At 66.6% G+C, this 8,387-nt stretch carries 8 protein-coding genes and 1 pseudogene; 4 read left to right on the plus strand and 5 right to left on the minus strand.

Annotated features, from left to right (window positions below; all coding sequences use genetic code 11):
- Positions 1 to 599, plus strand: a 599-nt coding sequence (locus A3ES_RS50640; protein ID WP_020393372.1) for a group II intron maturase-specific domain-containing protein, incomplete at its 5' end; no start/stop codon positions are given.
- Positions 600 to 736: 137 nt separating this feature from the next.
- Here A3ES_RS50640 and A3ES_RS56880 read toward each other — a convergent pair.
- Positions 737 to 931 (minus strand): helix-turn-helix domain-containing protein, encoded by a 195-nt coding sequence (locus A3ES_RS56880; RefSeq protein ID WP_272944670.1) that lies wholly within the window; start codon positions 929 to 931, stop codon positions 737 to 739.
- A pseudogene (locus A3ES_RS56885) lies at positions 917 to 1,207 on the minus strand (recombinase family protein); the annotation flags it as partial. The gene A3ES_RS56880 and the pseudogene A3ES_RS56885, both read right to left, overlap by 15 nt.
- A gap of 387 nt (positions 1,208 to 1,594) precedes the next feature.
- On the opposite strand from A3ES_RS56885, the gene A3ES_RS0144845 reads away from it, so the two are divergent.
- From A3ES_RS0144845 to A3ES_RS0144855, 3 genes are all read left to right on the plus strand, one after another.
- Positions 1,595 to 2,332 (plus strand): TetR/AcrR family transcriptional regulator, encoded by a 738-nt coding sequence (locus A3ES_RS0144845; protein WP_026163800.1) that lies wholly within the window; start codon positions 1,595 to 1,597, stop codon positions 2,330 to 2,332.
- A gap of 76 nt (positions 2,333 to 2,408) precedes the next feature.
- Positions 2,409 to 3,044: a class I SAM-dependent methyltransferase gene (locus A3ES_RS0144850; protein WP_020393376.1), complete on the plus strand. Its 636-nt coding sequence runs from the start codon at positions 2,409 to 2,411 to the stop codon at positions 3,042 to 3,044.
- Between the two features lie 93 nt (positions 3,045 to 3,137).
- Entirely contained in the window at positions 3,138 to 5,255 is a 2,118-nt protein-coding gene (locus A3ES_RS0144855; RefSeq protein WP_020393377.1) for an MMPL family transporter, read from the plus strand.
- A gap of 169 nt (positions 5,256 to 5,424) precedes the next feature.
- Here the strand turns inward: A3ES_RS0144855 and A3ES_RS55855 are convergent, their stop codons facing one another.
- Genes A3ES_RS55855 through A3ES_RS55865 form a run of 3 tightly spaced genes read right to left on the minus strand, consistent with a single transcriptional unit; the run spans position 5,425 to position 8,304 of the window.
- Positions 5,425 to 6,495, minus strand: a complete 1,071-nt coding sequence (locus A3ES_RS55855) for a Tn3 family transposase (protein ID WP_020393378.1) — start codon at positions 6,493 to 6,495, stop codon at positions 5,425 to 5,427.
- Complete coding sequence (locus A3ES_RS55860; protein ID WP_202806740.1) at positions 6,489 to 7,562, minus strand: hypothetical protein; 1,074 nt, start codon at positions 7,560 to 7,562, stop codon at positions 6,489 to 6,491. The genes A3ES_RS55855 and A3ES_RS55860 overlap by 7 nt, the downstream gene beginning before the upstream one ends.
- Before the next feature lie 43 nt (positions 7,563 to 7,605).
- Positions 7,606 to 8,304: a DUF4158 domain-containing protein gene (locus A3ES_RS55865; protein ID WP_026163801.1), complete on the minus strand. Its 699-nt coding sequence runs from the start codon at positions 8,302 to 8,304 to the stop codon at positions 7,606 to 7,608.
- Between the last annotated feature and the right edge of the window lie 83 nt (positions 8,305 to 8,387).

Below are 8,387 nucleotides of genomic sequence, written 5' to 3' on the forward strand. Positions count from 1 at the left end.
TCGTCGTGATGGTGTCAGGACAACGGCACCATGCCGAGGAACTGCGCGAGGAGGTGGCCGGCGTGCTTGCCCCGATGGGGCTTCAGTTGGCGCCCGAGAAGACCCGCGTGGTCCACATCGATGAGGGCTTCGACTTCCTCAGCTTCAATATCCGCAGGCAGCGGAAGCGCGGGACGCAGAAGTACTACGTCTACACCAAGCCGTCCAAGAGGGCGATCCAGGTCGTCAAGGACAAGGTGAAGGCCAAGACGAACAGGGCAACCCGGCATCTGAGCCTGACCGATGTGCTGGTCAGCCTGAACCGGATGCTGCGGGGATGGGCGAACTACTTCAGGCACGGAGTGTCGAAGCAGACGTTCGGCGTGATCGACAATCACGCCTGGCGCTGCATCACCAAGTGGATCTTCCACAAATACTCCCGGCTCAGCTGGCAACAACTGCGCCGCCGGTTCTGCCTACCGGGCTCCTGGACACTCGCCCATGAAGGGACCAGGTTCACCGGCGCATCCAGCGTCAAGGTGTTCCGCTACCGCTACCGCGGAAACAAGATCCCGACCCCATGGACACCAAGACCGGCCGCCGCCATCACCGGCGGTTGACCAACGGCCAAGACACGTGGAGCGCCCGGTGCGTGGAGACACGCACGCCGGGTGCGGCGGGCGGGCCGGGGAAACCCACCGGGAGCAATCCCGACAGGGCGCCCCGGTCCGACCCAACCCAGCGGCAAACGAAGGAACTAGGCGCTGGGGGTGGTGGTGCGGTGGCGTTCGAGGACTCGGTACACCGTGGGCCGCGACACCTCGAACAGCTCGGCCAGCTCGGCGATGGTGTGTTCCTCGGCGGCGTGGAGTTTGAGCAGGTGCGCCTGCCGGGCAGGCGACAGTTTCGGCGCCCGGCCTTCGAGCCTTCCTTTCGCATGGGCGATCGCCATCCCTTCGCGGGTCCGCATCCGGAGCAGGTCGACCTCGAACTCGGCGAAGGTGGCCAGGATGTTGAAGAACATCTTGCCCATCGGGTCGGTGGGGTCGTAGATCATCGTGCCGAGCTGCAACCGGACGGAGCGAGCCGCGAGGGAGTCGCCGATCGCGCGGGCATCAGGCGCGGACCGGGCGAGCCGATCCAGCTTCTTCGGTACCACGAGAGTGCCGCCGGCGCGTACTGCGGCCAGCGTCTGGTCCAGGCCGGGCCGGTCGCGGTTGGTGCCGGAGTAGGCCTTGTCGAGCTAGATGTGTTCGGCCGCTACGCCGAGCTCGAGCAGGATCTGCCGGTTCGCTTCGAGGTCTTGCTTGTCGGTGGAGCAGCGGGCGTACCCGATCAGGATCGCGGCCATGACGCGGATCGTAACGGATGCCCCCGCTTACCGGACAAATCATCGGACACCCTATGTGAGACGGACTGTCGCGCTCGGACCCGCCAGTTCGCGAGTAGCTGAACGGTGTCCGTTGAGGGTTCCCCTAACGGACGGCCTCAAATCAGTTCCTCGCCAACCAGGCCAACCTAGTTAGACGTTGAATTCTGCGTTCGAGCTACGGAGGAAGCTGCACTATCGCTCAGACGATGTTGACTGACCGAGTCGGTCAGCTATGCTGGTCTGATGGTGCGGACAATTCCTCCTGACCGATTCCCGGCGGTTGTTGCTGCGGCGGCACAGGTGTTCATCGCTCATGGCTATCAGCGTGCTCAGGTGCAGGACGTGGCTGATGCGCTCGGGCTGGCTAAGGGCACGCTGTATGGCTACGCGCAGGGTAAGGCGGCGCTGTTCGCGGCGGCGGTGCGTTTCGCGGATGGTCACGAGCCGCTGCCTGTGCCGGCAGACCTGCCGGTACCTGCCCCGGCGGACGGCGAGGTTGCAGCTCTGGTGGCGGGCCGGCTGGGTGGTGAGCTTGCCGACCTGAAGCTGGCCGGGGCGCTCCTTGACCCGCTGACCGACGGGGCGACTCCAGCCGACCTGCGAGCGGAGTTCACCGGCATCGTCACCGACCTGTATGCCCGGCTTGCCCGTCACCGCCTCGCGATCAAGCTGGTCGACAGGTGCGCCCCGGAACTGCCTGACCTTGCAGAGGTGTGGTTCGGCGCCGGCAGGCGGGCGAACGTCAGCGGTATCGAGGAGTACCTGGTCCGCCGGCAGCAGGCTGGCACGGTCAGCTTGCCCGGTCCGGCGCCGTTGGTGGCCCGCACGATCGTGGAGTTGTGCGCGCTGTGGGCGGTGCACTGCCATTTCGATCCCGCGCCGGGGCCGTCCGGCAGCACGCCTGACGTGATCGATGACGCGGCCGTTGCCGCGATGATCGCCGAGATCTTCGCCCGAGCGACCACCTCACCCCTGAGCTGACCGGAGAACAATCCTCATGCTGCGACGCCGATCCTGCCCTGTCCCCTCCGCGCACCGGCCACCTTGGCATCACCGCATGCGCGCGACCGCTGCTGCGACGATCGGGCGATACCTGTCCAGGCAGGCGGCCAAGCCACATGGTGCCGTCGGCAAGTTGATGGCCCGTAACTGGCTCAGCGAGACCGCGGCCGTCAACGACACAGCCGTCGAACTGCTCCACCCTGAACCCGGTGAACGGATCTGCGAAGTCGGCTTCGGCCCCGGCCGGACCCTGAGCCTGCTGGCCGCGGCCGGCGCCGACGTCGTCGGTGTCGAGGTCTCACCGGCCATGGTTGCGATGGCTGGCCGCCGCAATGCGGGGTCTGTCGCGGCGGGGCGTATGCGCCTGCACCAGGGTGATGGCACCACATTGCCGGTCGCAGACGACAGCCTCGATGCGGTGATCGGGGTACACACGATCTACTTCTGGCCAGTGCCGGTCGCCACGCTGGCCGAGGTTGTCCGGGCGCTGCGCTCAGGTGGCCGCCTCGTGCTGGCTTTCCGTGACGGTGACCACCCCGTCCCTGTCCGGTTCGACCCGGCGGTTTACCACGTACCCACCACGGCCGAGGCGCGCGACTGGCTTCACCGGGCGGGATTCACCGATGTCGGCGTCGAACGCCGGCCGCACATCGCCGCCGGCGTCGTGTGGGTCACCGCGACGACGCCCTGACAGACCGCCGAGCCCACCCCGCGCAGCCCTGCCACTCCTCGCCTACCCACTGTTCCTGCGCCCTGCGTGGCGCGCAATCGTATTGGAGTCCGAATGCTCGTCAAGTGGGGACAGTTGATTGTCCGGGCGCGCTGGAGCGTCCTGGCCCTCGCAGTGCTGCTGGCCGGGGTCGGCGCCACCTGGGGTGCGGGCGTGTTCGGTCTCCTGGCCGGTGGCGGGTACGACGACCCGAACAGCTCGTCAGCCAAGGTCCGGCAGCACCTCGTCGAGACGCTCGGTCCCCAAGACGTGGACATCCTGGTTCTGTACTCCAGCACCAGCAGCGCCGTTGACGATCCTGCGTTCGCCTCGGCGGTCACCAGCACGCTTGACTCCGTGACCGGCCGCGCTCAAGTGGCCCGGGTGGTGTCCTTCTACACAGCCAACGCCCCCAGCCTCGTTTCAGATGACCGGCACGCAACATACGCGGCAATCACCCTGCGGCCCGGCGACGAGGATCAAAAACTCGCCGACTACCTCGCCATCAAACAAGACCTGAGTACCAGCGGCAATATCCGTACGCAGTTCGGTGGCCTCCAGCCGTTCAGCGACGACGCTAACGCGGTCAGCGCCGCCGACATCGTCCGGGCCGAGACCCTGTCCCTGCCCGTACTTCTAGTGCTGCTCGTCATCATCTTCGGCAGTGTCGTTGCCGCGCTGTCCCCGCTCATCGTCGGTGGCATCGCGATCCTCGGCGCGTTCATCGTGACCCGGCTGTTGTCCACGGTCACCGACGTCTCGACGTTCGCAGTCAACATCATCACCTTGATTGGTCTCGGCCTGTCGATCGACTACGCCCTGTTCGTGGTCAGCCGGTTCCGTGACGAACTGGCCGCCGGGCATGACACGCAAGGCGCGATCACCCGCACGATGGCCACCGCAGGGCGGACAGTTGCGGTGTCCGGGCTGATCGTCACTGTCTCGCTGGCGAGCCTATTGTTCTTTCCGCAGAGCTTCCTGCGGTCCATGGCCTACGGCGGCATGGCCGCGGTAGCGGTCGCAGTGACCGCGTCGCTGACCGTGCTCCCCGCCTGGCTGGCCGTCCTCGGACCCAGGATCAACGCGCTACCGATACCCCGCCTCCGGCGCAGGCCAACCACAGCGACAGCGACACCTCGGCCGGGCCGGTGGGCACGGCTGGCCCACAGCGTGATGCGCCGCCCCTGGCCCTATCTGCTCGGGGTCCTGCTCATTCTCGCTGTGCTGGCCGCGCCGGTCACCCGGATCGCGTTCGGCGGATTCGACATCCGCATCATGCCCACCAGCAGCGAAAGCCGCATCGTCGCCGATCGCATCGCCGCCGACTTCCCACCCGGCGCCACGAACCACATCGACGTGCTCGCCACCGGCCTTACCCCCGCCCGCACAGCAGCGCTGATCACCCAACTGAAGATCCTCCCCGGGGTGACCGGCGCGGCAGTGTCCACAGTCGCCGCCAGCGCCACCCTGATCGCCGTGAGTCATGCCGGCGACCCGACCGGTGAATCCGCCCAACGGATCGTGCGAGCGATCCGGGATCTACCGTCACCGGACGGTGCTCAGATCGGGGTGACAGGCCAAGCCGCCGACCTGGTCGACCGGCTCGACACCATGGGCGCCCAGCTGCCCTGGATGATCCTGTCCGTCATCGCGGTCACCCTGATACTGATGTTCGTTGCCTTCGGCTCGGTTGTCCTGCCGATCAAGGCTGTCCTGATGAACATGGTGTCTCTTGGTGCCGGATTCGGAGCGATCGTGTTTATCTTCCAGGAAGGCCACCTCACGTCCTGGCTCGGCTACACCGCCACCGGCACCATCGAACCGACCAACCCGGTCCTGATGATCGCAGTCCTGTTTGGGCTGGCCACCGACTATGAGGTATTCCTGCTCTCCCGTATCCGCGAGGAATGGCTCGCCGGCGCCGACAACACCACCGCAGTCGCCCGCGGCCTGCAACACACCGGCCAGATCATCACGTCTGCCGCACTCCTGCTCGTAGTCGTGGTGGCTGGGTTCGCAACCGGGCAGATCGGCACCATCAAACTCATCGGCGTCGGCATGATCATCGCCATCATCATCGACGCCACCCTGGTCCGAGCACTACTCGTACCAGCCACCATGCGACTCCTCGGCGACCGGAACTGGTGGGCACCAGCCGTGCTAACCAGACACCTGCCACGCCAGCAGCAGTAACGGCGAGAAGAAGCCTGTGAATGACCACACCCAGAGGCCTATCCGCGTGTGTCCACAACACCACCAGCAGTTCGCAGCTGGTCACTAGGGGATCCGCGACGAGGTCGCGCCCAGAGCAACTCCTCACCGACCTCACCCCACGCCTAGCCCCCGGCCCAGACGGGGCAGGTCACGCTTCAGCGCGCAGGCTGAGCCTCCGATCCATGTTCATCCGGACTTCGCCGTACGGCGCGACATGGGTCCAGAACAGTGGGGTGAGGCCGCGGTGGTCGATGTCGGTCATCCGGTCGGCCCACACCTCGTCGGCCAGGACGTCTTGGACCATCAGGGTGTTCACGTACACCAGCGCCGATTGCAGCACCCGCAGGCACAGCACCGACAACTCTTGCTCGTCGCGGCGGTTGGAGGCGATGCCGCCGCCCTTGCTGAAGAAGATCGCGCTGTTGCCGCCGTTCCAGGACTCGACCACGTTCAGGCCCTCGTCGATCTCTCGCTGCAGGTCCCGGTCGCGCAGGTATCGGGCTACGAACAGGGTCTTCTGGGCGCGGCCGAGCTCGATCATCGCCTGGTAGGTCGGGTGGATCGCGGTGGCGTACTTGATCATCTGGTCGTGCTGCTCACCGATGACGTCCCACCGGATCGGCCGGGTCATGGCCGGCGCCAGCCGCGGGTAGGCGTCCGGTTCGCCGGCCGCCGGCCGGTACAGCTTCACGTGGTTGATTCGCTTGATCCTCGGCAGCAGGTCGAACCCGAGCAGCCGGGTCAGACCGAAACCGACTTCGGACTGGCCGTGGGAATCGACGTAGTTGCCGTCGACCTCCATCGAGGTGCCATGCCGCATCGCGCCCTCGATCATCGCCGCAACCTTCGAGGCCGAGCAGTTGATCACCTGCGAGTGGATCGCCATCGACTTCTTCTCGACGTGCCAATAGATCAGCACCCCGTGGCCGCCGTAGCGCGAATGCCACTCGGTGAAGATGTTCTGGTCGAACGCCCCGCAGTGCGTCGAATCGCTGGCCACCGCGCTGGAGCCAGCGCCCCACACCTGCTGGCGCCGTACCGCGAAAGTGGCGTTGGTGATCTGGGTGGCCATCGCCCTAGCCACGTCGACCGACAGGTACCGGCGCCGCACGTAGCGCAAGTCGTCTTCGGAGTGGCCGTGCTCGCCGCCGGAGATCGCGCGGATCCCGGTGTTGGTGCCGTAGGCATACACCGCGAGCAGGAGCCGTTCGGCTAGCACTTCCCGTGACAGGTCACCGCTGCCTGCCGTACCGTGACCTGGTCCAGGCATCCTGTGCGCAGCACTGCTTCCTTCAGCATGTCGATCAAAGGCACCGTGCCCCACCGGGTCCGGATCTCGGTCTTCAGGGCGCGGAGGTTCTTCGGCTCGGGCGCGGCGTCCAGCGGGGTCAGCTTGATCGCGCCCTGCTTTCCCCGGTCGCGGAGCTCCACCCAGCCGAGCTGGTCGACCTGGTCGTTCAAAGCGGCCAGCTCGGAGCGCAGCTCGGCCTGGAGTTGGTCGATGAACGCGGTCGGGTCCAGCGGTTTCCGCAGCGCGCTGTAGTGCCCCAGGCGGCGCGACTCGAAGTCGCGGGGCAGGTCCTCGTCGGGGTTGCGCCATCGGTCCGCGCCAACCACCCAGATCTCCTTGCAGCCGTTCGCGCACCGCCTGGAACGTGCACACCTCGTACGTCGAGCGCACCACCTTGGTGCGGCCATTCTCGTCGGTGCGGCGGACCAGGTCCGCCCAGTCGCCCGGCACGCCCTTGTGGTCCGGGACGTGCTCGCCGACGGGTAGAACGTGAACCGGCCGTCCTTGTGTCGAGCCACCAGCTCCAACGCGTCCAGCACCGGCCGGTGAGTCGCGTTCGAATACCGGAACTCAAGTACGTCGAGCAGCTCGATCAGCCCGCGCCTGTAGTGGTTGGTGTAGGAGGCCTTCAGCGTGGTCTGCACCGTGCGGCGATACACCGGGCCCTTCGTCATGTACTCGTGCACCAGCTCCCGCAACGTCTGCTCCCCGTCCGTCACAGCCGGGAGCACCACCGCCCGTCCCGGGTCGTCCGGAGCGTTCAGGGCCGCCTCGGCGATCGCGGACATGTTCTCCTTGCCGGTCACCTTCTTGAACGCGTTCACCAGCTTCTGTGTCACCCGCCGAACCGCCCGGGCGTTGATCCGGTGCACCGTGGAGATCAGCAGATCGACCAGGGTGTCGGTGATCTCCCGCTCCCGGGCGTGCAACAGGGCCGCCAGCAGCGTCAGCCGCAACTCGACCGGATGGTCGCGCAGGTGTGACGGTGACTCCACCGCTGCCCGGGAACGCCACCCCGCCAGCACCTTCGGCGCCACATCACCGAACAAGCCAGCCGGGAGCTTGATGGCCCGGACCGCACGCAGTTTTCTTGATCTCGGTCAGCATCGACTCCAGACTCACATTGCCCAGATCCGACTTCACCAACGCCAACACCGCATCGGCATCGTCGGCGGCATCACCGATCCCTGACACCTGGGCTTCCAAGCGGGCTGCTGTCGACGCCGGCAACCTGGCCGCGGTCCGACTCGTCACAGTTACCTCGGCCTGACGCAAAGCCGACCGCACAACCCGGTCGACGCGACCAGTTGTCGGTGGCTCGATCCGCTCCGCACGGCAGCGGACCAACAGTTGCTCGCGCACCCGATCGTGCTGGCGCTCGACCTCGCACACCTCGGCCGCCAGCCACGAAGCCAACTTGTCGGCATCCTCGACCGAGCACTCCCGGAAACCCAGATGACGCCTGACCTGGCTTCGATGAAACTCCACCGTTCGGCCCGACCACTCGTACATCCCCAGCTCGGACGGCGCCACGCCGACCTGCCGCGCCACAAAGGCAACGACGTCGTCAGGCAGCTCAGCTTGGCCGCGGGGAAACCGGCCATGCCGACCGTAGAATTTCGACAACAGCGCGAAGCCCAGCCTCGTCGCCCCACGCTTGCCGGCAACCAGATCCTGCTCGTCTGGCAGCAACGTCCAGCCCTCAACCAGCTCATCAATCTCAACCGACCGATCCACAGGCTGCATACTCCTGGCTGGCCAGGGTCAGTCGATCCGCTCGTTTGCGGCTGGGTTGGGTCGGACCGGGGCGCCCTGTCGGG

Origin of the sequence: Kribbella catacumbae DSM 19601 (genome assembly GCF_000372465.1) — a bacterium.
Classification (GTDB): Bacteria; Actinomycetota; Actinomycetes; order Propionibacteriales; family Kribbellaceae; genus Kribbella; species Kribbella catacumbae.